Annotated in this window: 25 protein-coding genes and 1 riboswitch; all 25 genes read right to left on the bottom strand. The window is 34.4% G+C overall.

From position 1 onward, the window contains the following. Window positions 1-89: 89 nt before the first annotated feature. Entirely contained in the window at window positions 90-314 is a 225-nt protein-coding gene (locus JJD95_RS08730; protein WP_291642415.1) for a MoaD/ThiS family protein, read from the bottom strand. Between the two features lie 71 nt (window positions 315-385). Then, entirely contained in the window at window positions 386-2,182 is a 1,797-nt protein-coding gene (locus JJD95_RS08725) for an aldehyde ferredoxin oxidoreductase family protein (RefSeq protein WP_291642413.1), read from the bottom strand. A gap of 230 nt (window positions 2,183-2,412) precedes the next feature. Beyond that, window positions 2,413-3,183, bottom strand: a complete 771-nt coding sequence (locus JJD95_RS08720; RefSeq protein WP_291642411.1) for a 2Fe-2S iron-sulfur cluster-binding protein — start codon at window positions 3,181-3,183, stop codon at window positions 2,413-2,415. Window positions 3,184-3,194: 11 nt separating this feature from the next. Further along, a complete protein-coding gene (locus tag JJD95_RS08715; RefSeq protein WP_291642409.1) occupies window positions 3,195-5,003 on the bottom strand; it encodes an NADH-quinone oxidoreductase subunit NuoF in 1,809 nt (602 codons plus the stop codon). Further along, window positions 4,996-5,520: an NADH-quinone oxidoreductase subunit NuoE gene (gene nuoE / locus JJD95_RS08710; RefSeq protein ID WP_291642406.1), complete on the bottom strand. Its 525-nt coding sequence runs from the start codon at window positions 5,518-5,520 to the stop codon at window positions 4,996-4,998. Before nuoE ends, JJD95_RS08715 begins: the two co-directional genes overlap by 8 nt. After that, window positions 5,521-5,790: a ubiquitin-like small modifier protein 1 gene (locus JJD95_RS08705; RefSeq protein WP_291642403.1), complete on the bottom strand. Its 270-nt coding sequence runs from the start codon at window positions 5,788-5,790 to the stop codon at window positions 5,521-5,523. Between the two features lie 69 nt (window positions 5,791-5,859). Then, window positions 5,860-7,668, bottom strand: coding sequence for an aldehyde ferredoxin oxidoreductase family protein (locus JJD95_RS08700; protein ID WP_291642401.1), 1,809 nt, complete (start codon window positions 7,666-7,668; stop codon window positions 5,860-5,862). After that, window positions 7,668-8,186, bottom strand: coding sequence for a 4Fe-4S dicluster domain-containing protein (locus tag JJD95_RS08695; protein WP_291642399.1), 519 nt, complete (start codon window positions 8,184-8,186; stop codon window positions 7,668-7,670). The genes JJD95_RS08700 and JJD95_RS08695 overlap by 1 nt, the downstream gene beginning before the upstream one ends. A gap of 261 nt (window positions 8,187-8,447) precedes the next feature. Then, window positions 8,448-10,331 carry a sigma 54-interacting transcriptional regulator gene (locus JJD95_RS08690; protein WP_291642398.1) on the bottom strand — a complete coding sequence of 628 codons (1,884 nt, stop codon included), beginning with the start codon at window positions 10,329-10,331 and terminating at the stop codon, window positions 8,448-8,450. Between the two features lie 3 nt (window positions 10,332-10,334). Further along, complete coding sequence (locus JJD95_RS08685) at window positions 10,335-10,769, bottom strand: MOSC domain-containing protein (protein ID WP_291642396.1); 435 nt, start codon at window positions 10,767-10,769, stop codon at window positions 10,335-10,337. Beyond that, entirely contained in the window at window positions 10,769-11,248 is a 480-nt protein-coding gene (moaC, locus tag JJD95_RS08680; RefSeq protein ID WP_291642394.1) for a cyclic pyranopterin monophosphate synthase MoaC, read from the bottom strand. Before moaC ends, JJD95_RS08685 begins: the two co-directional genes overlap by 1 nt. A gap of 31 nt (window positions 11,249-11,279) precedes the next feature. Beyond that, entirely contained in the window at window positions 11,280-11,729 is a 450-nt protein-coding gene (locus tag JJD95_RS08675; RefSeq protein WP_291642392.1) for an MOSC domain-containing protein, read from the bottom strand. A 52-nt stretch (window positions 11,730-11,781) separates the two neighbouring features. After that, the gene (gene moaA / locus JJD95_RS08670) at window positions 11,782-12,741 is read right to left on the bottom strand and encodes a GTP 3',8-cyclase MoaA (protein WP_291642390.1); all 960 of its coding nucleotides are present in this window, start codon (window positions 12,739-12,741) and stop codon (window positions 11,782-11,784) included. An 11-nt stretch (window positions 12,742-12,752) separates the two neighbouring features. After that, window positions 12,753-14,660 (bottom strand): molybdopterin biosynthesis protein, encoded by a 1,908-nt coding sequence (locus JJD95_RS08665; RefSeq protein ID WP_291642388.1) that lies wholly within the window; start codon window positions 14,658-14,660, stop codon window positions 12,753-12,755. A gap of 36 nt (window positions 14,661-14,696) precedes the next feature. Beyond that, window positions 14,697-15,920, bottom strand: a complete 1,224-nt coding sequence (glp, locus tag JJD95_RS08660) for a gephyrin-like molybdotransferase Glp (protein WP_291642386.1) — start codon at window positions 15,918-15,920, stop codon at window positions 14,697-14,699. Then, entirely contained in the window at window positions 15,907-16,416 is a 510-nt protein-coding gene (locus tag JJD95_RS08655) for a MogA/MoaB family molybdenum cofactor biosynthesis protein (RefSeq protein ID WP_291642383.1), read from the bottom strand. Before JJD95_RS08655 ends, glp begins: the two co-directional genes overlap by 14 nt. 5 nt (window positions 16,417-16,421) lie before the next feature. Continuing rightward, window positions 16,422-17,120, bottom strand: a complete 699-nt coding sequence (locus JJD95_RS08650) for an ATP-binding cassette domain-containing protein (RefSeq protein ID WP_291642382.1) — start codon at window positions 17,118-17,120, stop codon at window positions 16,422-16,424. A 10-nt stretch (window positions 17,121-17,130) separates the two neighbouring features. Next, window positions 17,131-17,781 (bottom strand): ABC transporter permease, encoded by a 651-nt coding sequence (locus tag JJD95_RS08645; protein WP_291642380.1) that lies wholly within the window; start codon window positions 17,779-17,781, stop codon window positions 17,131-17,133. 8 nt (window positions 17,782-17,789) lie between these two features. After that, window positions 17,790-18,578: a substrate-binding domain-containing protein gene (locus JJD95_RS08640; RefSeq protein WP_291642416.1), complete on the bottom strand. Its 789-nt coding sequence runs from the start codon at window positions 18,576-18,578 to the stop codon at window positions 17,790-17,792. Window positions 18,579-18,678: 100 nt separating this feature from the next. Continuing rightward, a riboswitch (molybdenum cofactor riboswitch) is annotated at window positions 18,679-18,794 on the bottom strand. A 159-nt stretch (window positions 18,795-18,953) separates the two neighbouring features. Next, a complete protein-coding gene (locus tag JJD95_RS08635) occupies window positions 18,954-20,105 on the bottom strand; it encodes an iron-containing alcohol dehydrogenase (RefSeq protein ID WP_291642378.1) in 1,152 nt (383 codons plus the stop codon). Between the two features lie 589 nt (window positions 20,106-20,694). Then, window positions 20,695-22,218 carry an L-lactate permease gene (locus JJD95_RS08630; RefSeq protein ID WP_291642376.1) on the bottom strand — a complete coding sequence of 508 codons (1,524 nt, stop codon included), beginning with the start codon at window positions 22,216-22,218 and terminating at the stop codon, window positions 20,695-20,697. Window positions 22,219-22,328: 110 nt separating this feature from the next. After that, window positions 22,329-23,726, bottom strand: coding sequence for an FAD-binding oxidoreductase (locus JJD95_RS08625; RefSeq protein WP_291642374.1), 1,398 nt, complete (start codon window positions 23,724-23,726; stop codon window positions 22,329-22,331). 38 nt (window positions 23,727-23,764) lie between these two features. Continuing rightward, entirely contained in the window at window positions 23,765-24,979 is a 1,215-nt protein-coding gene (locus tag JJD95_RS08620) for an electron transfer flavoprotein subunit alpha/FixB family protein (RefSeq protein WP_291642372.1), read from the bottom strand. A gap of 17 nt (window positions 24,980-24,996) precedes the next feature. Beyond that, complete coding sequence (locus JJD95_RS08615; protein ID WP_291642370.1) at window positions 24,997-25,785, bottom strand: electron transfer flavoprotein subunit beta/FixA family protein; 789 nt, start codon at window positions 25,783-25,785, stop codon at window positions 24,997-24,999. Between the two features lie 233 nt (window positions 25,786-26,018). Beyond that, window positions 26,019-26,723: a FadR/GntR family transcriptional regulator gene (locus JJD95_RS08610; protein ID WP_291642368.1), complete on the bottom strand. Its 705-nt coding sequence runs from the start codon at window positions 26,721-26,723 to the stop codon at window positions 26,019-26,021. Between the last annotated feature and the right edge of the window lie 37 nt (window positions 26,724-26,760).

Raw genomic sequence — 26,760 nt, 5'->3', positions numbered from 1 at the left:
TTTTTTTGCAATACCCTGTGCTTCTGGTAAAACAAAACCCCATGATTATAAAACTATAATCATGGGGTTTATAAAAGGCAAATTAACTATCAGCCTCCTCCAACTGGTGGGAAAAGTGCTATTAGATCTCCCTCCAAAAGTGGCTTGTCAAATAGTCCATCGCGTCCATTCACAAGTAAAATTGCGACCTCAGACTTTTCTATTCCGAGAGCGGCAATAACATCTTCCGGAGTTTTACCATCTTCCAGTTCAAAAACTTGAATTTTGTCCCTACCATCTCTAAATGTAGCAAATAATTTCACTGTAATTTTCACATTTTCACCTCCCAATTAGATAACTTAATCATTATCTTCGAAGCTGTTGTATTTCACTAGGATTTATGAAATTATAACCCCAATGCTTTTAATTTTTCTTCTGTTGGAATACCTTTTTCATCCCAGCCTCTCTCGAGATAATAATCTGGAAGAAGTTCAGATAATCTGTGTACATTTCCCTTAGAAGGGCCTTCTTTAATTGGCTCTTCAAGTAATCTTTTAGGAAGTGTATCTTGCGACGCATCTATTCCAGCACTTAAATTAAATTGTCTTTCTATATTGTAGATTCTATCTCCTGCTTCAAGTATAGATTCCGCGGTGTGATCTGTACCACATACTGCATTATATAAATCAGCATAATCAGGAGCTCCCATAGCAAATGATGTAAATAAACATAATCCAAGTGAATCTATAGTTGCAGTTAAATCTTGAAAAATCTTTGTCCAAGTAGCTTTTCCCTCAAGCGAAAATCTATCCAATTTTTGTGGAAGCCCTAATATTTCTGGTGATATCATATATCCTCTTACATGGCACCCACCCCTGTTGGATGTAGCGTATGAAAGCCCTTGTCCCTGTATACCTCTTGGATCATAAGCAGGAATTTCAAGCTTTTTAACTGTCATTGAAAGTTCAGCTGCGCCATATGAATCACAAAGTCTGTATGAACCCTGAGCCATTTTCGCTCCGAGTCCTTCTGATTTTCCTATTTTTATAGTCCAATCTATCATTCCTTGTACATTCCCAAATTCTAGTGGAATTCCCTCTAGTTCTTCTTCTTTAATATATCCCTTTTGATAAAGTTCCATTCCAGCGGCAATAGTAGCTCCTACAGAAATTGTATCCATACCATATTCATTACACCAATAGTTTGCCTTGCATATTGCATTCATATCAGCTATTCCACAATCCGAACCAAAAGACCATAGTGTTTCATATTCTGGTCCCCCAACTTCTATACCCATATCTGGTATTTTTACATATCTACCACATGCGATTGGACATCTATAACAAGGATTTTTTCTAACTAAGATATCTTTAGTCATTGTCTCTCCACTAATATCATCAGCTTTTTCAAAATAAGACTGCTGGAAATTATTAGCTGGATGTACACCGTTTTCATTTAGTATATTTACAAGGATTGCAGTTCCGTATGTTGGAAGACCTGCTCCTGTAACACCATTCTCTTTTATGTTCTTCATCCAAATTTTTGAAACCTCTTTTAGCTTTTCAGTATCTGCTACTTGTGGCTTTGAGCTTCCTTTAACAGCAATAGCTTTAAGGTTTTTAGAACCCATAACAGCTCCAACACCAGAACGGCCTGCTGCTCTGTCATACTCATTCATTATTGAACCCATTTTAGATAATCTTTCACCTGCTGGTCCAATAGTCATAACTTTTGATTTATCTGGCATTTCACTCTTAATTATATCAGTAGTTTCTGTAACAAGTTTTCCCCAAAGACTACTTGCATCCTTTATTTCTACCTTATCATCTATTATGGTTAAGTAAACTGGTGAATCTGCTTTACCTTCAAGTATGATTATATCATAACCTGTAGCCTTAAATTCAGCTCCCCAATAACCACCTGAATTTGAACAAGCAATTGTACCTGATTGTGGCGATTTTGTAACTACCATATATCTTCCGCCAGTTGGAACAGGTGTGCCTGTTAATGGTCCTGTAATAATTATAAGCTTATTTTCAGGGCTTAATGGATCAACCATAGGATCTACCTCGTCCATGAATATTTTCGTTCCAAGTCCTCTACCGCCAATAAATTTTTTAGCTATTTCTAAGTCAAGAGCTTCAACCTTAACCGTTCTATCCTTTAAATTAATTCTTAATATTTTACCATTGTAACCATACATAAAAATCACTCCTCACTCTATTTTGTTATACATATTTATATATAGAGCAAGTTTAATGCCAAAATAAAAAAATATAATTTCACCAAAACATAGCCATTTTGCAGCGTTTCGGTGGCATTAAAAAATAATTGAAAGTAGTATTTATTCACCGTCCCAATTTAAAACACTTTACTGCTTGTTTGATGTTCTATTTTAGAACAGTGTTTTATTCTAGGACAGTCAATAATGGCTTAATTATTAATTGTTAGATTAATATTTTCAGATACATCTCTAAATTTTTCTGAAACAATCTTTTTTTTGCAATCTTCACATAGTTCTTCTCTTTTAAATTCATTTAATTTTTTTGTAACATAATCAAAATGCTGTTTAGTCGTGAAATAACTCCCGCATTTCTCACATTTAAGAAGCTTAAATGTCTTTCCCCAAATAGTCCTTATATCCTTAGTGTCCTTCATTATTATAGCCCCTGTTGGACAAACAAAACTACATGCTCCACAGCCTATGCAGCCTTCTGAAGGTTCATCATAAGGAGTAGATATTTTTTTCGTTACACCCCTGTTTACAGTTGATATGGCATTGATACCTACTTCTTCACAAGCTTTTACACAAAGTCCACAAAGTATGCAATTCTCCAAGTCATCCAACTTAAATCTTTCTATTTCCTCATCAAGTACACCATACTCATTTTTTAACTTTATCATGTACTCATTTTGCGGAACACGTGCAGTAAGAAGCGTAATTATTGTTTTTCTCATACTCATTATTTTTTCAGATTTAGTAAGTACCTCTACTTGTTTTGTTATTGGATATAAGCATGAAGTTACAACTTTTGCCCAACCTCTGTCAATAACTTCTACAATACATAGTCTGCAGCTACCTTGACCTGGAAGTGCATCACTATCACAAAGAGTGGGTATAGCAATTCCATTTCTTTTACAAACACTAAGTATATACTCTCCCTTCTCAGCTTCATATTGTTTACCATCTATCGTTATTTTCATGATGTCACCCCCTATTTTACCATTACTGCATTAAATTTGCAGTTATTTATACAATTGCCACACTTAGTACATTTATCTAGATTAATTATATGTGCCTTTTTAATATCTCCCGTTATCGCATCTGAAGGACAATTCTTCTTACAAACGCCACAACCAATACATTTATCTGTATCAATATAAAAAGTGGTTAGTTCTTTACATACGCCTGCAGAACATCTCTTATCCCTTATATGCTCATCAAATTCATTTCTAAAATACTTTATTGCAGATAAAATAGGATTTGGCGCACTTTTCCCAAGTCCACATAGCGAAGCTTCCAAAACCGTATCGGATATTTTAATGATCCTTTCAATATCCCCTTCTCTTCCACGACCTTCACATATATCATTAAGTATCTCCAGCATCCTTCTTATCCCTTCTCTACAAGGTGTGCATTTTCCACAGGATTCCTCAGAAAGAAAATTCAAATAATACTTAGCTACATCAACCATACAGTTTCTTTCGTCCATAACAATCATACCACCAGAACCCATAATGGCATCTGCCTTAGCAAGAGATTCATAGTCCACTTTTAAATCAAGATACTGCTCGGGTATGCAAGCTCCTGATGGTCCACCTATTTGAACGGCCTTAAACTTTTTGTTACCTATTACTCCTCCACCTATGTCATATATTAGTTCCCTTAGAGTTGTACCCATTGGGACTTCTACAAGCCCTGTATTTTTAACCTTACCAACCAATGAAAATACTTTAGTTCCTTTACTGTTTTCAGTACCAATAGAGCTATACCAATCCCCACCTTTTAAAATTATTTCTGGTATATTTGCCCATGTCTCTACATTGTTTAATACGGTAGGTTGTCCCCATAGTCCTTTCTGCGTAGAGTGTATATATTTTGCTCTAGGTTCTCCTACTTTACCTTCAATAGATGCCATAAGTGCTGTGGATTCACCGCATACAAATGCTCCTCCACCCCTTACTATATCTATATCAAAATCAAACCCACTGCCCATTATATTAGTGCCAAGGTACCCTAATCTTCTAGCCTCTTCTATAATCAATGTCATATTTTTTATTGCTAAATTATATTCATCTCTTATATAAGCAAATCCAGTATGTGCACCAATCGCATATGCACATATGGTCATACCTTCTATCACATTACCCGGATCCCCTTCCATAATGCTTCTATCCATAAAGGCGCCAGGATCACCTTCATCTCCATTACATACCACATACTTAGGAAAACTTTCTATTGAATCACACTGCTTCCACTTAGTACCTGTAGGAAATCCAGCCCCTCCTCTTCCCTTAAGTCCAGATAATGACACCTCTTTAATTATATTTTCCCTTGGTATATCAAATAGTGCCTTCTTTAAAGCCCTAAAACCATCTCTTTCTATGTAATCGTCAATACTTGTTGGATCTATTTCACCAATATTTCTTAAAGCAATTTTCATTTGCCTTTTATAAAATTCACTTTCTTTATGAGATTTAACTTTTTTCTTAAGAGATATATCAAAGTAGAGGAGTCTATCAATAACCTGTCCTTTAACTATTGTTTTTTCTACTATTTCCTCTACATCCTTTTCTCTAACATTAAAATAAGAAATATCATCTGGCATTATTTTTACAACAGGTCCCTTTTCACAAAGTCCGTTACAACCAGTTGGCTTTATATAAGTTTCCACTGATATTGGTGCCCCTAACTTTTCAATTTTTTCCTTCAGTGTTTCATATAATTCTTTACTTCCATTAGCAAGACATCCAGTACCACAGCATACATAAATTATCCTTTTATCTTCTTTAACACTATTCATGAATTTCATCCCCTCCATATTGATTTATAATATCTTTAATCATATTTGGAGTTACTTTTCCATAATATTTATCATTTATAACCATTACAGGCGCAATGGCACAAGAACCTAAACAGTTCACGGTCTGAAGTGAAAACTTACCATTTTCAGTTGTTTCTCCTGGCATGATATGGAGATAATTTTGTATTTGTTCTAGTACGCCAACTGAACCTCGTACATGACAAGCCGTACCATCGCATACTGTTATTATGTTTTCTCCTTTTGGAACAAGACTTAAAGCTTTATAAAATGTAGCCATACCGTATAATTTGCTTAGAGGAATACTCAGATAATCTGAAACTTTATTAAGAGCTTCTCTTGGAATATATCTATATTCCTTTTGTATATCTTGAAGAATTGCTAAGGTAAACCTCTGCTCTTTTGGATGTTTATTTAAAATTTCATCTACATGCGCTAAGTCCACATATTTCTCAGATGTAACCATAATATTTTCACCTTCTACTAATATTTTCCCCATTTAGCCTCCTGCCACTACAGGGAATATGGATATTTCGTCGTTCTCACTAATTTCTGTTTTAACACCATTTAAATGTGTAATATGTCTTCCATTAACTAGAATAATAATTTCGTCGCTTAACTCTGAGTTCTTAAATAGTGCTTTCCTTAAATCTTTACCATATTTATCGCTTAACAAATTTAAAAGCTCTAATACTGTATTACATCCACTTATATCTACTTGTTTCGTTTTTGTATAATCCCTTAAATATGCAAAAAATTTAACCTTCATTACCACACCTCATATTTATATAGTACAAAATTAGCATGCATAATATTAAATAATGCATGCTAACTTTATTTAATAAACTATAGACAATTCTTTAATCTTTGCCTCTGTTGGAATACTTTCTTTATCCCAACCACGTAGTGAATAGTACTCACCTAACATAGTATCCAGTTCTACAACCATTCCTTTTCCTGGTCCCTCCGGTAATGGTTCATTAAGTAATCTTTCAGGTAATGTATCATCAGCTTTTGTAAATCCCGCTTTTAGATTGAAAAGTTTTTCTAAATTCCATATTCTCTCTCCCGCCTGTAAAATCTCTTCATCTGTGAAATCGTAACCTATAGCTGTTCTAATCATTGCAGAAATTTCAGGAAGTCCAATAGCAAACGTAGTAAATAAACATATTCCTGCCGAATCCACTACAGCAGTAAGGTCTTGAAAAATAATTAGCCACTGAGCTTTATCAGTAGTCACAAGTGGATCAAGTTTTTGAGGTAGACCAAGTATTTCAGGCGATATCATATAGCCTCTTACATGGCATGCCCCTCTATTAGATGTTGCAAATCCTAGCCCTATACCTTGAATTGCTCTTGCATCATAAGCTGACATCTCCTGTTTTTTAACAGACATAGAAAGTTCACTATGACCATAAGACTCAGCAAGCCTATAAGACCCCTCTGCAAGTTTGTCGCCAAAACCCTCTCGTTTTGCAGTCTTCAATGTAAAATCAACTACTGCCTCTGCATTTCCAAATTTAAGTTCTCCACCTAATTCATCTTTTGTAATTAAGCCTTTATCATAAAGCTCCATTGCACATGCTATTGTTGAACCAAGAGTTATAGGATCCAGCCCATACTCATTACATATAAAATTAGCCTTGCAAACTGCATCAAGCTCTTTAACCCCACAGTCTGCTCCAAACGACCAACCTGCTTCATATTCGGGACCTTCACCAGAACTTTTGAATTTTCCCTCTTTAATTTTAGTTAAACGTCCACATCCTATTGAACAAGCAAAGCAACCTTTACCTTTAACTAAATATTTTTCAGTAAGTGCCTCACCGCTTATCTCCTCCGCATTTTCATATACTCCTCCATCTCTCCAGTTTCTAGTTGGAAGTGCTCCTGATTGATTTAATATGTTAACAAGTATTTGACTACCATAAGTGGGTAATCCCACACCTGTTACTGGATTAGCTTTAATCTTAGCCCTTGCATCCGTGCAAGCAGCCATAAATTCTAATGGTTTTGCCACTTCTACAGTTCCTGTACCTCTAACTACCACAGCCTTAAGATTTTTAGAACCCATAACAGCACCAAGACCTGATCTTCCTGCAGCTCTATGTTTATCATTCATAACTGTAGCAAATAGTACAAGCTTTTCACCTGAAGGTCCAATGCAAGCTACCCTTGCATTTGGATCCGTTTCCTTAAGCACATCGTCTGTAGTTTCAAAAACAGTTTTTCCCCATAAATGCTCTGCACTTCTAAGTTCCACACTATCATTATTAACATATAAATAAACAGGTTTTTCAGACTTACCCTCAAATATTATTCCATCATACCCAGCAAATTTAAGTTCAGGTCCAAAATGCCCTCCTGAATTTGATGCTCCTATAGTTCCAGTAAGTGGTGCCTTTGCTACCACCTCATATCTTCCTGCCGATGCTCCGAAAGTTCCGGTAAGTGGTCCTGTAATAAATATCAATTTATTTTCTGGGCTAAAAGGTTCCACAGTAGGTTCCACTTCATCCATAAATATCTTTGTTCCAAGTCCTCTTCCACCAATATAGAGTTTAGCATCTTCCATGTTCAGATTTTCTATATTTATGTCACCATTTGATAAATTTACTCTCAAAATTTTTCCCATCCATCCAAACATTATTTATCCACCTCCGCTAATAAATCTCTGAATTTATCTGCAACTAACTTTTTCTTATTAAGTTCATAGGGACTTGCCTCTCTAAACTCTATTGCTCCTGAAGGGCAAAATTCTGCACAGCTTGGATTGCCACCACATAAATCACATTTAACTAATGATTTATTTTCCGAATTAAAACTCATATTCCCAAATGGACAAGCACTAATACAAAGCTTACACCCTATACATTTATCCTGATTTACCACCACGGTACCGTTTTCATTTTTAGTAATGGCACCCACTACACATACCTTCATACAGTATGGATCTTCACACTGAAGACACATTACTGGTACAGATATCATTGCTTCTTCATACTGAAAAACTGATACTGTTGCATTTTGTGGATTAAATGCATTTGTCTTTGCGAATGAACAAGCCATTTCGCAAGTTCTGCAACCGGTGCATTTTTCCGGTGAAATTATTAATTGTTTTTCCATTTTTTTGCTGGATATCTTGCACACAAGATTCCAACTCACACCTCCTTATTTTTAAAATATAAAAAGAGTCCATATCCAAAAACACATAAATGTCTTCTTGAATATGAACTCCTTCACACAATGGCAGGTGTAGAAATCACTCTCTACGCCCTAACGTCTTAAATACCTTACCCTTAAGGTTAAATAAGATTGGAGTACAATATAATTTGTAACAAAACTATTTAGAAATAAAATTCCTTATACTCTATATATTTCCACATTAAATCCAATAATCCTTTATTTCTAAAAATATATTTTTTGTTAATTTTCTATTCCCTTATAATCTATATTATATTTTTCAACTTTTCTGTACAGCGAACTTCTTGCAACATCTAATATTTTTGCAGCTAAGGTCATATTGCCATTAACTTCTTTAATAACTTCAGTTATATGATGTTTTTCCATTTGTTCTAAAGTTATTCCTATATATGAATCATTGGATTTCTCCTTATTTTCAGCTACTTCATTATATAAATTCATCTGAATTACTTCGGAATTAACTATACGCTCAATTACATTTTCAAGTTCTCTTATATTTCCCGGCCAATCGTAATTTTTAAGGTAGTTCATATATTCTTCTGAAATATCCACGCTGCGCTTATTAAGTTTCTTAGAAGTTTTTCTCATATAGTAATTCACGAGTTCTGCAATATCGTCCCTACGTTCTCTAAGTGATGGTAAGTGTAATGGAAGAACATTTAGTCTATAAAAAAGATCTTTTCTGAAATTTCCTATTTCCACCTCATGCTGCAAATCCTTATTTGAAGCCGCCATAATCCTTACATCGATATTTATTTGTTTTGTACTTCCTATTCTATTTACTACGCCTTCTTCTATTACTCTTAATAATTTGTTTTGCATATCAGAAGGCATTTCTCCTATTTCATCCAGAAAAATTGTACCTCCATCTGCAAGTTCAAATTTCCCTACATTCCCACCTTTTTTGGCACCAGTAAAAGCTCCACCCTCATAACCAAAAAGTTCTGATTCTATAAGTGTTCTAGGAATAGCGCCACAGTTCACCGCTATAAATGCCTCTTCACTACGGTTACTGTGATTGTGAATTGATTGAGCAAAGACTTCTTTGCCAGTTCCACTTTCACCAGTAATTAGTATTGTAGACTTACTATCGGCTATCTTTTTAGAGTACTCAATAAGCTTTTTGAATTTTTCGTTTTTCCCTATTATTTTGTCAAAAGTATATATTGCTTGCCCGCTTAAGATTCTCCCCGCAAGCTTCCTACTCTTTTTCAATTCATAAAATACAAGTGTTATTTCTTCAATATTCATATCAATGTCATAAATTGGGTATGCTGTAAGAGTAAATTGCAATTTATTCACTGGCGTATTTACATATATATCCTCATCCGTAAAGTTACCTGTTAACTTAAGCCTGTCTATTATTTCATGAAAACTTAAAATCAAATTAGGCATTTTCATACTTTTCATTTCTCTTGCATCATAACCTAACATCTTAGCAACTTGCTTATTCATTGTTGTAATATTTCCAAATAAATCACAAGTCAAAATTCCCGAAGAAATGGAATCAAAGGTAGTTTCTAGACGCTTCTTGCACATTTTAATCATTGAATTATATTTGTTGTTCTCAATCATTCTTTCAATAGCATCAGCTGCTGCTACTACCATGCCCAAGGTATGAGGATTTACATTTTCTATATACCCAGTTAAGTTTATCATACCGATTATATTTCCATGTCCATCCTTAATTGGTGCTGCAGAACATGTCCATTTATGATATGCATTAATAAAATGTTCCTTGCCAGACACCTGAGAGGGGCGTCCTTCAGATATTACAAGGCTCATTGCATTAGTCCCAATATGAGCTTCATCCATGTATGCACCAGTAATCATTTTAAGTTTAGAAGATTCTAATAATATATTTTCATCTCCAACTACGTTTAAGATACATCCATCGCCGTCGCACAGTAATGCAAAAAACTCAGAACCTCTTACGAAATCATATAAATGATTAATAAATGGAGCTGCATTTAATATAAATTCACTGTTTTTTTCTAAGTTTTTCTGTAGTTCCTCGCCTTCTATTACCTTGGTGCTAAATAAAATACCAGGTAGTAATTCCATAGTCTTACACCTATCGTGTGACGCTTCGATGTGTTCATCCATAACTTATTCCTCCACTAAAATTTCATCTCCAGCTTTAATATATCCCTCTCTAAGGACCCTAGCAAATATACCTTCTTTGGGCATTATACACTCACCAACTAGCTTCATAATTTCACAGCCTTTATGACATTCTTTTCCTATCTGTGTTACCTCGAAAAGTACCTCTCCAACTTTAAGTTTAGTTCCCACAGGAAGCTCATACAAAATTATTCCCTCTGTAGTGAGATTCTCAGCAAACTTTCCTGAACATAAGCCTTCCACTCCAGTAGCTCTCATTTTATCAATGCTCTCTTCCCCAAGAAAACTCACCTGTCTATGCCATTTACCTGCGTGTGCATCACCCTCGAGTCCGTGATTAAGTTTAAAAAATCCTTTTTCTATTGGATGTTTTATAACACCTTTTTTCTCACTTATATTTACAGCAGTAACCTTTGCCATTACAATCCCTTCCTTTCAAATATTCCTGATTTTCCGCCAGATTTTTTTAAGAGCATAATATTATTTATAACCATTTCTCTATCTATTGCCTTACACATATCATAAATAGTTAGAGCCGCAACTGATACCGCAGTTAATGCTTCCATTTCAATGCCTGTTTTACCTACCGTCTTCGTGGTTGCAGTTATTTCAATCTTAGTGTTTTCTATATCAATATTAAAGCTAATATCACAACCAGATATCATTATTGCATGACACATTGGTATAATTTGAGAAGTGCTTTTAGCCCCCATAATTCCGCCTACTTGTGCTACAGCTAGTACATCTCCTTTTGAAATAGTTCCTTCTTTTATTCTTTCCAGAGTTTCCTTTTTCATTGATATTGATCCAACTGCTATAGCTTCGCGCACAGTGTCCGACTTTTCAGATACATCCACCATTTTAGCTCTTCCTTCATCATTTATGTGGGTAAGTTCCATTTTTTATCTCCTTTTCTATTTATTTAGCCCTTCATATTATTTCTACGGAATCTCCCTTTTTTAATTTACAACCCTTAATTACCTTACAAAATACACCCTCGCTTGGTAAAAGACTTACACCAAATGTTCTACTAACTATACTTGGATGATCCTCTTTGCCAATCTGAGTTACCTCCAAAATAGCACATGAACCCAATCTTATTCTGCTACCAACAGATAAACTAGAAAAATCTAATCCATCAATTAAAATATTCTCTGCAAAATCGCCGGGCCCAACATTCAAATGATACTCTTTATTAGCCTTTTGAACACTAGCCCAATTTAAACACGTAACCTGACGACCCCAATCGCCAGCATGCCCATCATTTTCTATCCCATAGCACTCTATAAAATTAGCTTCAGGCACTTCCTTTTTAAGTTGTCCTCTCTCTGGACTAATTGAGATAGCATATAAACTTCCTTTACTCATAGAAATAATCATTCCTTTCCACGTGCTCAAGGCACAAAAAATTATAGTTCCTGATTTCTATTTATTAACCGCCTATTTGAGACATTACCTTAATACTTCTGCTAACACTTTCCTCCAGTAAATGATGCTCAAGCGGTTTGTTATAAATAGCTGATTTTAATGCGGCATTTAACCCAACTTCGTCATTTAAGTATTTCCTTAGGTTTATTTCTTCCTTGGAATGAAGACATGGTTTAATTGTACCAGTAGACGTAAGCCTTATTTTATTACAATCCGAACAGAATTTACAGCTTACAGGGCTAATAAATCCAATCTTCCCTTTTGCCCCTTCTAGCTTGTACAACTCTGCAGTGCTACTTTTCTCAGTTTGTATTTGAGTTAATTCAGGATGCACTGCTAGTAACTCCATAAAACTCAATTTATTTTCCTCATACATCTTTGCACCTTCGCCTATAGGCATAAGTTCTATAAATCTTATTTCTACTGGTATTTCACGAATTAAGTTTAAAAAATCTACAAACTCCATATCATTAATACCTCTTAGAAGTACTGTATTTATTTTTACAGGGGTTAATCCAAGGCTTAAACACTTGTATATACTTTCCATTACTTTATCTAAATTACCGATTCTGGTAATGTTTCTAAATTTATCAGTATTCAGTGTATCAAGACTAATGTTAACTCTATTAAGTCCAGCCTTCTTTAGATCCGCTGCCATGTCAGAAAGTAAAATACCATTTGTAGTTATGGAAATATCATTTATGCCTGATATTTTAGAAGTATCATATATGAGTTTGTCTATATCTTTCATTACTAATGGCTCTCCACCAGTAAATCTAATTTTATTAATACCAAGGGAAGCGCCTGCCTTTATGATTTTCAAAGTATCTTCAAAACGTAAAATATCATCATGACTTAAACTTTCAACTCCCTGCTCTGGCATGCAGTATATACATCTTAAATTGCATCTATCCGTTACCGATATCCTTAGATAATTGATGTTCCTTCCATAGTTATCTCTCATAAAAACCCCTCCTATAATTCAATTATTTCCCCTATATCCGTGTAATCATAACCAGAAAGTTTATCAAGTTCCGCTTTAAATTCATCAGTTTTAATTACTTTAATAAATTCTTTTATCATATCCATATCTAAAAACTCCACAGGCACGGCAAAATCATAGTCTTCATTCCCAAGTGCTATAAAATCTAATCCCATGAGCTTCGCTGCAGAATAAACTCCTAGACCACAATCTGCATCTCCAGCGGCTATTACAGCTGCTACCGCAATATGTGTAAATTCTTCTCTTTCATAACCACATATATTTTTAGGATCGAGCTCCAGTTTTTTTAAGTTATAATCTAAAAATAACCTTGTACCTGAGCCTCTTTGCCTATTAACAAATCTTCTTCCCTTTGTAACTATATCTATTAGCGATTTAATATCTAATGGGTTCCCTTTAGGGACCATAATTCCTTGAATTCTTTTGACTCCTTTGATTAATGCCATTGGTCTATCACCCAAATACTTCTTAATATAAGAAACATTATAACTACCATTTTCCATATCTAATAAATGAATAGGTGCTATATGGGTTTCTGAGGAAAGAAGTGCCATTATCCCTCCCATACTTCCCACATGCGCAGAGGATAAAAAGTACTTCTCATTATTTATGTGAAATAGGTCTGATGCTATATCTACTATTGGGTCATGGCTTCCAATACATACAAGTGTATTTTTAATTTCTTCCTGGCTTCTTAAAAGCTTCACCACAACCTTTGTTCCCACTTCATAGCCCTCTATGTTTTGTGGAATTTCAAGTACTCCATCTGCCCGAACTAAGGACATTGTTGTTCCTGCTCCACGACTTATAGGTGTTGCAATATATTTTCCAGAAACAAATCCAAGCTTAACTCTTACAAATTCTAAATATTTTAAAGTTGACATAGTACGTCTTGTAAGTACAGCCTCAACAATTTTTTCCACTTCATTATTTAATCCAAGATAAGTATGGACTATTTTCTTACAAATGTTCTCCATTACAAAATAAGCAGATACAGGAAATCCAGGTATACCAACCACTGGTTTCCCATTTATGCTTCCAAGAATAACTGGCTTACCTGGTTTTATTGCTATCCCGTGTACACAAACTTCACCTAGTTCCTCGATTACCCTGCAAGTAAAATCCTCTCTACCTGCTGAAGATCCAGCATTTATAAGTACAATATCACACTTCTCTACTGCATTTTTTACCGCCTCTTTGATAAGCTTATAATCATCCTTTACTATATCAAATCTTAGAGGCAATCCTCCCCACAGCTTTACCTGTGCTGAGAACACTCTTGAGTTGAACTCAATAATATCTCCAACTTTAAGTTCTCCGCCGGGCTCAACCATCTCTGTTCCAGTTGGAATTATTCCAACCACTGGTTTTTTATATACCTGAATCTCATTTATCCCACCTGCTATTATAGATCCTATATCAACGGGCCTAATTAAGTGCTTTGATGGAATAATAAGCTGAGTTTCAACAATATCTTCCCCAATAGTTCTAATATTTTGAAATGGAGCAGCACTCTTATAAATTGCCACTTTTCCCATGGCTACGTTTATTAAATCCTCTACCATAATTACGCAGTCATATTCTTTTGGTATTGGGTCACCAGTATCAACTACTATATAATCAATTCCTTCTTGAAGTTCAATATGACTTCTATCCGAGGCTCCGTAGGTTTTTGTGCTTAGAGTAGCAATGCCATCCATAGCTGAACTATTATAAAAAGGTGATGATATTTTCGCGTAAATTGCTGAGTAGGAAACCCGTCCTGCAGCCTCCCATGTTACCACATACTCCATCTCACCTTTAATACCTAATAGTTTATTAAAATATAATTTAACTGCATCATTCAAATCCATATTCGATAGAAAAACTTCTTGAGCCAATACTCTCATCTCCTTTGCGTATGCCTTTATGTTACACTATAATCTATACACCTGGACTGTCTGTCCTTCCTTTAAACCTTCATCATTTTTTTCTATTTTAACATAACCCCACGCCTTTGAAAATGCTGTTATTATCCCTGATTTACCAAATACAGGTTTTGCAATAATCTTATCATTAGTAGTTTCAAGTTCTACAGGTAAATACTCTTCTCTCCCTTTAGCTTTATGATAATTTATGCTTATTATTGCACTAGTTCCGTAATTTTCATCATTATAAGACATTAAATTATAAATATAATTCTTAACAAGTATTTTGTATATTATAGAACATGCAAGAGGATGTCCTGGAAGTCCAAATATTATTTTTTCTTCATGTTTTCCAATTATTGTTGGTTTTCCAGGTTTTACTGCTATGCCATGCACTAAAACTTCCCCATCCCCATAAGATTCTATAACCTTTAAGGTTTGGTCCTTTTTACCTACTGAGCTACCTCCAGATATAAGAACTAAGTCACACTCCTTAAAGGCCTTATCAACTGTAAACTTTAAAAGATCATAATCGTCTTTTATAATTCCATAGCTTACTGGCTGAATTCCATCCTCAAGCAGTAATGACCAAAGAAGATATGTATTTATATCTCGCACCTGGCCTAAAGCTGGTTTAACTTCACAAGGTACTACTTCATCACCCGTTGAAATAATAGCTACTCTCGGCGACTTATATACTGTTATCTCACTAATTCCGATGCTTGCTAGAACACCTATCTCATAAGGTCTGAGCTTTTCTCCTCTTTTTATAACAATATCATCAGAACTTATATCTTCTCCCACCTGTATTACATTATCACCAAAGGCCACAGGTGAATAAATCATCACAGTATCACGGCCCAGCTTATGACTATACTCAATCATCACTACACTATCTGCGCTTTTAGGAAGCATCCCTCCCGTAGGTATGTATAAACATTCTCCTGGTGATATATCAGAAGGTGGAACTTTTCCCATAAATATCTCACCCTTTAGCTGTAGCATAGAAGGTATTCCTTCACTAGCCCCATGTACATCTCTTGAACACACTGCAAAGCCATCTACTGTCGATCTTTTGAATTCAGGTATATTAGACTCTGATTTTATATCTTCAAAACAAATTCTACCGACACTTTCAAAAATGTTAACCTTTTCATATGAAAGTTCATAATTAAATGAACTTTCTATAATTTCTTTAGCTTCTTCTACGGATACTACATTAAAAAGTTCCATGTTTATCCACCTCAGCACACTCGCTAGCATTTCCTTGCAGTATATCAATACCATGTGGAATTGCATCTATTATAAATCCAAGATTTTCTACTGCCGCCTTAGGGCTTCCTGGAAGATTAATGATTAAGGTTTTCCCTCGAATTCCTGCTATGCTTCTTGATAGCACGGCCTTTGGTGTAATAGCAAGGGATTTCATTCTCATTGCTTCACCCATACCTGGTACATATTTCTCTATTACATTTTTAGTTGCCTCAGGAGTAACATCTCTTTCTGAAAAACCAGTTCCACCATTAGTTAATATTAAATTCACCTTAAGTTCATCACACAAATAAATAAGTTCTCTTTCTATTTCCTTTTGTTCATCAGAAATCATTTTATAGTAACTTATAATAAAGTCTTTTCCTTCTAATTCACTCCTTAATGCTGGCCCTGTCCCGTCAATTCTTTCTCCTCTAGAGCCTTTATCACTCATTGTAAGTATTGCAGTTTTTATCATATTCATCAACTCCTCTTTAGAATCTGTTTTAACAATTCATGCTCCGGAAAATTAAGAACCTTATGTTTTTCTCCTTGCTCAATAATCCTTCCCTTATCTAAAAAAATAACAAAATCCGCTACCCTCTCTGCTTGCATTAAATCATGAGTGACTAAGACAACACTTCTTTTTCCACTTGCCATAGTTCTTATGAGTTTTTCAGCTCTCAGCGTACTTTCAATATCCATACTAGCAGTAGGTTCATCCAAAAAAGTCATCTGTGTTTCCAAAATAGCCGTTCTAAGTAGTGACACCTTCGCCTGTTCTCCACCAGATAACTCTCTAGTATTCTTATTAAGCAAGTCATCTATGTTGAAGTAATGAAGATAGCTAGAAAGTCTCTTCTCAATTACTATTTTATCCAATTTTCTGAATTTCAATCCCATTATTATATTTTCAAACACTGAAGAATTAAATAAATAAGGACTTTGAAGCATAACGGATATATCTCTTTTTATAAACTCATCAAATTTACAATTGTCGTATAATACGGTTCCCCTTGTAAATTCATCAAGGCTCGAAACACATTGCAAAAGAGTAGTCTTTCCACTACCATTTAAGCCTAATAATGCATATACGTACCCTTCTTCAAAATTTAACTCTTCTATATATAATACTTCTTTTCCATTGTACTCTTTATTTACGTCTACCACCCTAATATTCATATTCTCTCACCTATTTTTCATCTATCTTACTAAGCCCATGTAAAATAAAGTTAACCATAAAAGCAACAATAAGTAATATAACTCCTATTGTAATGGCCTCATCAAATTTACCTTGGCCTGTTTCGAGTGCTATATACGTGGTCATTACCCTTGTGTCACCTTTTATATTTCCTCCTACCATCATCACTGCACCAACCTCAGAAATTGCCCTTCCAAAACCAGCCGCAACCACAGAAAAGAGTTGAACTTTGCATTCCTTTATGATTAAAATTAAAGTATCGTGACTTCCTGCACCTAGAGCAATACAATTTTTCTTAATTTCCCTTCCACGACTTCCTATTGCTGAAACAGTAAGTCCAAATACTATTGGAAATACCAAAAGACTCTGGGCTATAATCATCGCAGCGGGGGTGAACAACAGTTTAAGCTCCCCTAAAGGTCCCTTCCTTGAAAGTAATAGATAAACCACCAGTCCCATTAGCACTGGTGGAATACTCATAGAAGTCTCCGATAATCTTATAATATATTTTTTTATTTTAAAATCTTTTAAAGCAATAGGTATGGCGAGTATCATACCTGCAAGTGACGCTATTAATGTTGATGCAATCGAAACAAACAATGATAATAAAACTATGTGTATAACCTCTTCATAATAACTCATTACATCACCTATTTTTTAGCATTGGGTGTAAATAAAGGCATGCCATATTTCTCATTGCCATACTCACCTATAAGCTTCTGTCCCTGCGTAGACATCATCCAATCAATAAATTCATCCGCTTCTTCAGATTTAATTTCATTCTTAGTTGGGTCGAGTCTTATTAATGCGTATTGATTTAAGAATTGACTTCCCTTTTCAGTAACAATATCTAAATCTAACGTATCCCTCATATTTAAATATGTAGCTCTGTCAGTCAAAGTATAAGCTTTTTTCTCAGATGCCATTGTAAGTACTGCGCCCATTCCTTTTCCTGCTGATATATACCATTCTCCAGAAGGTGTTATTCCTGCATCCTTCCATATAGTGAGTTCTTTTGTATTAGTACCTGAGTTGTCTCCTCTAGATACAAAGTTTGCCTCACTGCTGTTAATTAACTTAAAAGCCTCTACTCCATCTTTTGGAGCTTTTTCTTTAAGCTTTGCAGGATCATCTTTTGGTCCTACTATTATAAAATCATTATACATAACCTCAAGTCTTTCAGTTCCAAACCCTTCTTCAACAAATTTAACTTCCTGCGATTTTGCATGCACAAGTAGTCCATCCGCATCTCCACGCTTGGCAACCTCTATTGCTTCTCCTGTTCCTTTAGCTAACACCTTAACTTTAATTCCTGTGTCTTTTTCAAATACTGGTAGTAAATAATCCAAAAGTCCTGAATCTTGGGTGCTTGTTGTTGTTGCAAGAATCATGGTCCTCTCTTTACTAGAACATGCAGTTATAGCAAAAACCATAGCCATACAAAGTGATATTACCAATATCTCCTTAAACCTACCTTTACCTTTACCTTTTAATTTTAACACAAAAAAACCCCCTCATATATTTTATATATAAAAGAGAATGACAATTAAGCATCCCCCTTTTCAAATGGAAGGCTAAATCGTTTCCAATCTAACCCTAACGGTCATAATCCCATAGAAACCCTTAGGAAATATGACTCGGAGAATAAATGAATCTAATTAAAACATTTTCATTTCTTTATTACTCATTAGCCGTAAAATTTAGAATGTTTTGTATGTAAGTATAACATAATCTAATAGAAATACAAAGGGGCTTACGCCCCTTTGTATTTCTATATAATATTTAACCTATTAACATAAATTCAGAAAATAAGATTACAATGCTTGTCTGAAAAGTTCAATCACTTGTTGTAGCGTTGCAAGACGTGGATTTGTAAATTGGCAAGCATCAGCTTTAGCGTTTGTTGCCATTACTTCAAAATCTTCTTCTTTAACACCGAGTTCTGCAAGTCCTGAAGGAATACCTACGCATTTTGATAATGTTACAATTGATTTAATTGCAACCTGAGCAGCATCATGTACGGAAAGTCCAGTTACATTTTCTCCCATGGCAATAGCGATATCTTGGAATCTCTCTGCACTAGCTAAAATATTAAACTGAGATACTATTGGAAGTAAAATAGCATTACATACTCCATGAGGTAGATTGTAGAATCCGCCTAGTTGATGTGCCATAGCATGTACATATCCAAGGCTCGCATTATTAAATGCCATACCGCCTAAGAATTGAGCATAAGCCATTTTTTCTCTTGCTTCCATATTTGTACCGTTTGCAACTGCTTTAGGCAGATATTTAGCTATAAGTTTTATAGCCATTAATGCAGCAGAATCTGTAAGAGGAGTAGCAGCACTAGATACATAGGCTTCTATAGAGTGAGTAAGAGCATCCATTCCAGTAGCCGCAGTAAGTGCTGGTGGCATACCAACCATTAAATCAGGGTCATTAATCGAAACATTTGGTGTTACTCTCCAATCAACTATAGCCATCTTAACTTTACGAGAAGTATTTGTAATTATACAAAAACGAGTCATCTCTGATCCAGTACCTGCAGTAGTATTAACTGCAACAAAAGGTGGAAATTGCTTTGTTGATTTATCTACTCCCTCATAGTCCTTAATATTGCCACCATTAGCAGCTATAAGTCCAAGACCTTTAGCACAATCATGAGAAGATCCACCACCAAGTGATACTATTGAATCGCAGGAATTTTCCTTCCACATTGCAAAAGCAGCCTCTACATTTAGGTCAGTTGGGTTTGGCACAGCACCATCGAAAACTATTGCTTCTAGACCAGCTTCTACTAATATACCTTTTACCTTTTCTGCCATACCTAATTTAGCTAACATTGCATCTGTAACAATCAATACTTTGGTACCACCTAATGATTTAATATGATTACCAACCTCATTAACAGATCCTTGACCAATTGAGTTTATTGTGGGAATAAAATAAGTATTTATTGACATTTACAGCACATCCTTTTTTTACATTAAATACGTTTTAGAATTTAATGCTTATTCATTTTTAACCATCGCTTTATTACGATATTACGTTTTGCCCTTTATTAATTCTATGGCTAAATTATATCTAAAATGCCATGAGATTACAAGGGCATCCATGAATATTTATTCGTATTTTGATGTTTATCTTTTAACATATAAGGATTATGATAGTATAATTATTCATTTAAATCGTATAATTATACATGCTGATAAGATAATTATTATTAGATAGTTTTTACTGTTTTAAACGAGAACTTATAATTCAAATCATACTTAAATATTTTTATAAATATAAGCAGTTTCTTACAATTCATATTAAACAAAGACATGCTATCTATAATCAAAGAGATTTCAGGTTAGTTTTTTATTAAAGCTGTTAAATTCAGAACATTGTGTTAATGTTTTATCGCAATGCATATTAATTGTAAAAGTTATTTTAATATCAAGTATAAAAACTAGCTAAAAATCTCTCAGCTAGTTTTTTAAACCATTATTTATTGCACTAAAATAAATTATAGTAGGGCTATCCAGTGCCTTATTTACTATTTAATCCTTACATTGTAAAATATTTAGCTCCAAAGAACACAATTAGTCCTAAAATCGCTACATACACAAGACAAAATTTTAGAGTTGCCTTTAATATCTTACCTTCAGCTCCCACAATTCCAGTGGCCGCTGTAGCAACTGCAATACTTTGAGGTGAAATCATTTTGCCTGCTGTAGCACCACCAGTATTAGCAGCCGCCAGCCAATAAGGACTCATGTGTAAATTTCTTGCAACCTCAACTTGCAGAGGTCCGAATAGTACGTTAGCAGAGGTATCACTACCAGTTACAAAAGTTCCAAGCGCTCCTATAATTGGAGCAATTAGCGGATAATAAATTCCTGTTGCTGCGACTAACACTACAGCAATAGATGTAATCATTCCACTATGACTCATAACCTTTGCAAGAGACACTATAGCAAGTATTGTGATTGCTGATTTAGTCATTTGTTTGCAGGTATCGGTAAATACTTTTAATATTTCTTTAAACCTAGCCCCCTGAATAAGTCCACCTATAAAGGTTGCAAGTATTATAAGTGTTCCTGGATTAGCAATCCATGTAAATGAACTCATTTTTGCACCTGGACCAGTATATATTTGAAAAGATGTTTTTATAGATGATAATGGTTTATTTATTGCTGGAATCAAAGTACTTGTGATTAATATAAAAGTCAGAACCAATATAAAAGGCACCCAGGCCATTAATCCTTCTTTTACAGATATATTAACTTTATCTTTAGCTGCAGTTTTTTTATAGAATATTTTAGCTATTGTAACTGTTACAATAATACATATTATTGAACCAAGTAGTGCTGGGAGTTCAGCCCCCATATATTTTGCTACTAGGAGTTCTGGCACTGCAAACGCTAACCCTGAAGCAAGAGAAATAAGCACAACTCCCTTTATTGCCTTTACACTTTTACCTGTTAGCATAACTAAAACTAATGGTACAATTACGATTAATGCAAATAATTGAATTCCAACTGCATAGCTTAAAGTAGCCGGATTAATTCCTGCAACCTTTGCAAGGGTCGTTACAGGTAGTCCTATTGCTCCAAAAGCTGTTGGTGTTGTATTTGCAATAAGGCATATTATTGCTGCAAATACAGGATTAAATCCAAGTGCAGCTAAAATACTTGCTGGTATTGCAACTGCTGTACCAAATCCTGCAATTGCTTCAAGAAACCCTCCAAAACCCCAGGCTACAATCAAAACAAGTATTCTCCTATCAGTAGTGATACCTGTCATCATATCTTTTATTACGTCCATACTTTTTGTATAAATAGAAAGGTTGTATGTAAATACTGCTGCTATTATTACAATTATTATTGGCCATAACGCCATTGCCATCCCCTCAAGAGTTGCTGTAAGCGCATCGGTAATTGGCATCTTCCAAACTAAGATTGCAAGTACTATTGTAATAACAAGTGTAATTGAACAAGTTTTATGTCCTGGCATTTTTAAGGCACCTAATGAAACCATAAGCCAAACAATTGGTATAAGTGCTATGAAAAATAATAAATAATCATTCATCTTTTATTATCTCCTTCCGCTAGTAATATATTTTGGATTATTGAAACCGACTACATAAAACTATTATTTAATTGCCAATATCTTTAATGATATTGGCAAAATAATTTGCTTTATTGACAAACCTTTCCTGGATTTAATATATTCTTAGGGTCAAATGCTAATTTTATATTTTTCATAAGGGCTATGTATACAGGCCCTAATTGTTCAAGCATATATGATTTCTTAGCAAATCCAATTCCATGTTCTCCAGAAACTAAGCCTTCTAGTTCCCTTGATTTACTATACATTGCTTCAAATACTTCTGCAATCTTCACAGACCATGCACTATCTGTTAGGTCATCTTTTAATACATATACATGTAAATTACCATCACCTGCATGTCCAAAGCTTCTTATTCTTACATCAAATTCTTTTTGAAGTTCATTAGTATACTTAATAAATTCAGCTACTTTATTTCTTGGTACCACAACGTCACATTCATCCATATCGGTTGTTGATGCTTTAACTGCTTCAAGAAAAGCTCCTCTTGCAGACCAAACAGCTTCCTTTCTCTCATCTGTGTCAGTTATAAATACGTCAAGGGCACCTTCCTCAAGGCAAATATTAGCTACATTTTCATAAGCCTTTTCTATTTCTTCTATATTATTACCATCAAATGTTAATAAAAGATATGCATCTGATGAATTATCAGGGAATTTTTTACCTAGGAACTCTTCAGCAGCAATAATAACTTCTCTTTGCATAAATTCTATAGCAGTTGGTGACGATTTTGATTTAACTATCAGTGGAACAGTTCCTATTGCCATATCAAGATTAGGAAAAGGTATTAAAAGTGATACTGCTTTCTTAGGTAGTGGTATTAGTTTTAATATGATCTTTGTAACTATTCCCAGAGTTCCTTCAGACCCACAGATCATGTCTTTAATGCTGTAGCCAGTAGAATTCTTAACTACTTTTCCTCCAACGTTAAGTATTTCCCCACTTGGAAGCACTATTTCAAGGCCCCTTATGTAATCTCTAGTAACACCATACTTAACAGCCCTCATTCCACCTGCATTTGTACTAATGTTACCACCAATTGTAGCGGATTTTTCACCTGGATCTGGTGGATAAAATAAGTCAAACTCTTCAACATATTTGCTTATTTCCATTAAAAGTACACCCGGTTCAAGCGTCAACGTTAAATTCTCTTCATCGATTTCAATTATTTTATTCATTTTGGACATATTTATCATGATTCCACCGTGAATTGGAACTGATGCTCCCACAAGTCCAGTTCCTGAACCTCTTGCTACAACAGGAATCATATTTTCATTTGCATATTTCATAATCTTTGCCACTTCGGCAGTTTCAAGAACTTCAACTAATACATCTGGCATTTTGCTTATTCCACCCATTTCATCATGGCTGAAATCATCATTTATTTGGTCTTCTGTAAACACTCTATCTTTACCTAAAACAGACACTAAAAATTCTATATCCGCAGCATCAAGCTTTTTGTATTCCATAATATTGCCTCCTTGATTATTAATTTAGTGTAATTATACTAAAAGTTACTTACACAAGATTCTGATCCTTCGTTTTTAATATTTTCAATTAACTTTGGAACTATTTCATAAATATCCCCTACTATTCCATAATGAGCTACATTAAATATAGAAGCACTTGCATCTGTATTTACTGCAAATATACGCTCTGAGCTATTCATTCCAGCTGTAAATTGAACTGCACCAGAAATTCCAAGAGCTATTATAAGCTTTGGTTTAACTGTTCTACCTGAAAGACCAATTTGTTTTTTAGCATCAATCCAGCCTGTTTCAATTAAACGTCTTGTCCCAGCAATTTGAGCACCAAGTAGATCTGCAAGTTCCTGAATCATAGCCATATCTTTTTCTGACTTAAGGGCTCCACCAATTGCAATAATTACCTCTGCATCTGAAATGTTTTCTTCTGCTTCTTTTTCTGTAACCTTTAATACGTTTATATCGGAAACTAATTTTTCCTTATCTATTTTACAAATAGTAATTTTACCTTTTGGAGTGCAAAGTTTTTCAGGAGCATTCATAACCTTGTATCTTACTGTTGACATCTGGGGCCTAGTATTGGGACATAAAATCTGAGCCATAATATTACCACCAAATGCAGGTCTTATCTGTACAAGATCTGTATTTTCTTTTATTTTAAGCATTGTGCAGTCAGCTGTAAGTCCTGTTCTAAACCTTGCAGCTACTCTAGGCGCAAGAGATCTACCTATACTTGTAGCTCCAACAAGTATGGATGATGGTTTTATCTTATTTACAAAATCTTCAAAAGCAGCAGTATAAGGTTCTATCCTAAAATCCTTAAGCTCTGAGTCGTCATATACAAAAACCTCATCAACACCATATAGAAGTAATTCTTTAGCTTTTTGCTTTATATTGTGACCAATAAACACACAATATACTGGAAAATTTACAACGCTTGCAAGCTCCCTAGCTTTTCCGATAAGTTCCATTGTTACAGGATGTATAGCTCCGTCCACATGGTCTACATATACTGCTATACCCTTCCACAAACTCTTATCAATTTTTGCTTCTTCTGTTTGAACAAATTCCATTACTCCAGCAGGGCCTTTTCTAACGCACATCTTACACATTTTACAACCTGCATTAACTTCTATTTTTCCATTAATGTACTCAATTGAACCAAAAGGGCAAGCCTTTATTAGTTCTTGGATATTGGAATCATTTACTTTTTCTTGATTACAAATTAACTTATTCATGAATATACCACCCTTCTTTATACAAATTTTAATTCTTTAAGTTTTGTAGCCATTTTAAGACTAAGTTCCACTCCACTGCCTGTCCATGTTTCTCTATCATTATTAACATCTGGTGGAAATATTCTTTCAACCTGAGTTGGTGAACCATTAAGTCCATATTTCTTTTCATTCTTATCATCAAAATCATTTAAAGTTATTATTTTTATTTCTCTATCTTTTGTAGCTAATTTTTTCCTGTAAGATGGAAGCCTTGGTTGGTATATATCTTTATCTACAGTTAAAAGACATGGAAACTTAATTTCTGCTATTTCAATCGTATTTGCCATATCCATTTCAACAATAACTGATTTTTCTTTTATTTCTTCTATTTTTAAAACGTTTGCAATGTGGGGAATACCTAAGTATTCAGCCATTTCTGGTCCTACTTGAGCAGTGTCTCCATCTGTTGTCTGCTTACCACATAATATAAGATCAAATCCGCCCATTTTCCTTACGCCTTGTGAAAGTGTATAAGAGGTAGCAAGTACATCTGCTCCTGCAAATTTTCTATCACTCACAAGTGCTCCCTCATCTGCTCCCATCATAAATGCTTCTCGAATAACATCTTTTGCCTGCGGTGGTCCCATTGTTATAACCTTAATTACTCCACCTTCTTGTTCCTTAATTTTGAGTGCAGTTTCTAATGCAAATAAATCAAAAGGGTTCATTTTTGAATCTATACCGTCTCTTTTTAAAACACCTGTAACTGGATCCACTTCAACTTTTGAAGTTCCTGGAACTTGTTTGATACAAACTAAAATATCCATATATATTCCTCCAAACTTTATATTTAAAATCTAATAATTTATGTATGGTAGTATGGTATGACCACCTTGTAAAATAATGATATCACACTATTTAAAATATTTATATAATAGTTAAAAGGTTAACAATAAGAATTATTTTATTCAAAAAAACTAAGGTAAGAATAATAAATATTATTCTTACCTTCATTTTTCATAAAGTTAAATGTTTTAACCACATTTATACATCTAATTGTTTAATGCATATCATTTTCTTTTATATACACCTTTGCAAAATCCAAGTGTTCACGCATTGCTTGTCTTGCAGCTGCTGAACTGTGTTTTTCTATAGCTAAGTATATATTATTGTGTTGATCAAGCAATATTCTCTTATTTTTTTCTTGTACTAATATTAATCTTCTTGCATCCACAATAAAATGATCTACAAGATTTGATACTGTTTTAAGAATATTAAATATTAAAATATTCCCTGAACATTCTGCAATTTTATAATGAAACTCTTTGTCAATTTCAGCAGTAACATCTTCATCAACAGAACTTATGAATCTTTGATAAATTTCTTTTAATTCTTGCAGCTTATCATCCGTTATCCTCTTAGCAGCAAGGCCTGATGCCTCAACTTCCACAATCTTTCTTAGTTCCCATATTTCATCTTGAGTACTTTCCTCTAACATAAACATAATTGAAAGTGGTTCAAATAAATTATCTTGAAAGCTTGCTTTTATGTAGTTACCTTCTCCTTGTCTACAATCTATAAGTCCAATAACTTCTAAGGCCCTAAGTGCTTCACGAATAGAAGTTCTACTTATCTGTAATTGTTCGACTAAAGCCCTCTCTGATGGAAGCCTATCACCTTTTTTAAGAATGCCTTTATCAATCATATCTTTTATTTGTAAAATCACCTGTTCATAAACTTTTACAGTCTTTATTGGACTAAACATCTTGTGGCCCCCACTTCTAGTTAAATTCAAATTACTT

This window comes from Clostridium sp., from assembly GCF_016650035.1.
Classification (GTDB): Bacteria; Bacillota; Clostridia; order Clostridiales; family Clostridiaceae; genus Clostridium_AD.
The sequence above is the reverse complement of the archived record's forward strand: the minus strand, read 5'-3'. Positions and strand labels throughout refer to the sequence as shown.

Bases quoted from the DNA above. Each gene is read 5' to 3' on its own strand.
- JJD95_RS08725 (WP_291642413.1), bottom strand. From the start codon at position 2,182: ATGTATGGTTACAATGGTAAAATATTAAGAATTAATTTAAAGGATAGA.
- JJD95_RS08720 (WP_291642411.1), bottom strand. From the start codon at position 3,183: ATGAAAATAACGATAGATGGTAAACAATATGAAGCTGAGAAGGGAGAG.
- JJD95_RS08715 (WP_291642409.1), bottom strand. From the start codon at position 5,003: ATGAATAGTGTTAAAGAAGATAAAAGGATAATTTATGTATGCTGTGGT.
- nuoE (WP_291642406.1), bottom strand. From the start codon at position 5,520: ATGGGGAAAATATTAGTAGAAGGTGAAAATATTATGGTTACATCTGAG.
- JJD95_RS08705 (WP_291642403.1), bottom strand. From the start codon at position 5,790: ATGAAGGTTAAATTTTTTGCATATTTAAGGGATTATACAAAAACGAAA.
- JJD95_RS08700 (WP_291642401.1), bottom strand. From the start codon at position 7,668: ATGTTTGGATGGATGGGAAAAATTTTGAGAGTAAATTTATCAAATGGT.
- JJD95_RS08690 (WP_291642398.1), bottom strand. From the start codon at position 10,331: ATGGATGAACACATCGAAGCGTCACACGATAGGTGTAAGACTATGGAA.
- JJD95_RS08685 (WP_291642396.1), bottom strand. From the start codon at position 10,769: ATGGCAAAGGTTACTGCTGTAAATATAAGTGAGAAAAAAGGTGTTATA.
- moaC (WP_291642394.1), bottom strand. From the start codon at position 11,248: ATGGAACTTACCCACATAAATGATGAAGGAAGAGCTAAAATGGTGGAT.
- JJD95_RS08675 (WP_291642392.1), bottom strand. From the start codon at position 11,729: ATGATTATTTCTATGAGTAAAGGAAGTTTATATGCTATCTCAATTAGT.
- moaA (WP_291642390.1), bottom strand. From the start codon at position 12,741: ATGAGAGATAACTATGGAAGGAACATCAATTATCTAAGGATATCGGTA.
- glp (WP_291642386.1), bottom strand. From the start codon at position 15,920: ATGGAACTTTTTAATGTAGTATCCGTAGAAGAAGCTAAAGAAATTATA.
- JJD95_RS08655 (WP_291642383.1), bottom strand. From the start codon at position 16,416: ATGATAAAAACTGCAATACTTACAATGAGTGATAAAGGCTCTAGAGGA.
- JJD95_RS08650 (WP_291642382.1), bottom strand. From the start codon at position 17,120: ATGAATATTAGGGTGGTAGACGTAAATAAAGAGTACAATGGAAAAGAA.
- JJD95_RS08645 (WP_291642380.1), bottom strand. From the start codon at position 17,781: ATGAGTTATTATGAAGAGGTTATACACATAGTTTTATTATCATTGTTT.
- JJD95_RS08640 (WP_291642416.1), bottom strand. From the start codon at position 18,578: ATGGCTATGGTTTTTGCTATAACTGCATGTTCTAGTAAAGAGAGGACC.
- JJD95_RS08635 (WP_291642378.1), bottom strand. From the start codon at position 20,105: ATGTCAATAAATACTTATTTTATTCCCACAATAAACTCAATTGGTCAA.
- JJD95_RS08630 (WP_291642376.1), bottom strand. From the start codon at position 22,218: ATGAATGATTATTTATTATTTTTCATAGCACTTATACCAATTGTTTGG.
- JJD95_RS08625 (WP_291642374.1), bottom strand. From the start codon at position 23,726: ATGGAATACAAAAAGCTTGATGCTGCGGATATAGAATTTTTAGTGTCT.
- JJD95_RS08620 (WP_291642372.1), bottom strand. From the start codon at position 24,979: ATGAATAAGTTAATTTGTAATCAAGAAAAAGTAAATGATTCCAATATC.
- JJD95_RS08615 (WP_291642370.1), bottom strand. From the start codon at position 25,785: ATGGATATTTTAGTTTGTATCAAACAAGTTCCAGGAACTTCAAAAGTT.
- JJD95_RS08610 (WP_291642368.1), bottom strand. From the start codon at position 26,723: ATGTTTAGTCCAATAAAGACTGTAAAAGTTTATGAACAGGTGATTTTA.